The 441-nt window shown below is 41.3% G+C and carries 2 protein-coding genes; both read right to left on the bottom strand.

Annotated features, from left to right (window positions below; genetic code table 11):
- The coding region (locus ACFILW_RS10425) for a hypothetical protein (protein ID WP_375685801.1) at positions 1 to 243 on the bottom strand (243 nt) is incomplete at its 3' end.
- 57 nt (positions 244 to 300) lie between these two features.
- The gene (locus ACFILW_RS10420; protein WP_375685803.1) at positions 301 to 441 is read right to left on the bottom strand and encodes an HAD hydrolase family protein; all 141 of its coding nucleotides are present in this window, start codon (positions 439 to 441) and stop codon (positions 301 to 303) included.

The raw sequence follows: 441 nt of genomic DNA, 5'->3' as shown, positions 1-441 counted from the left end.
AAACTTATTTTCCGGAGCAATTAAATCGGTATGAAATTTTCCGTACACCATTGGGTGGTGGATGACGATGTTTTGGACGCCCTGACTTTTAACATACTGGACTGCATCATTCAATTCTCGGTACCCGTCATCAGTGAAATCGGTGGTATCCGTATAGAATTCGTAGGTGGTTGGATGATATTGCAGACGGTCGTTCATTTGGCGTGGATCACGACTACCCTTTAACCCCAATTGCGGTAACATGACATTCGATCCTTTCTAATAAATAAGAGGCCAAGTGAAACTTAGCCTCCAATTAAATTATTTCAAAGTATTTAAATAGCTTTCGATGGTCTTTAAAACTCCGTTATCATCGTTTGAAGGCGCAGTGTGTTTAGCCAGCTTGATGACCCGTGGATCACCATTTTGCATAGCATAGCTTTCGCCAACTAATTCTAGCAT

Source organism: Bartonella sp. TT110JLCBS, assembly GCF_042193405.1.
Taxonomy (GTDB): Bacteria; Pseudomonadota; Alphaproteobacteria; order Rhizobiales; family Rhizobiaceae; genus Bartonella.
The sequence above is the reverse complement of the archived record's forward strand: the minus strand, read 5'-3'. Positions and strand labels throughout refer to the sequence as shown.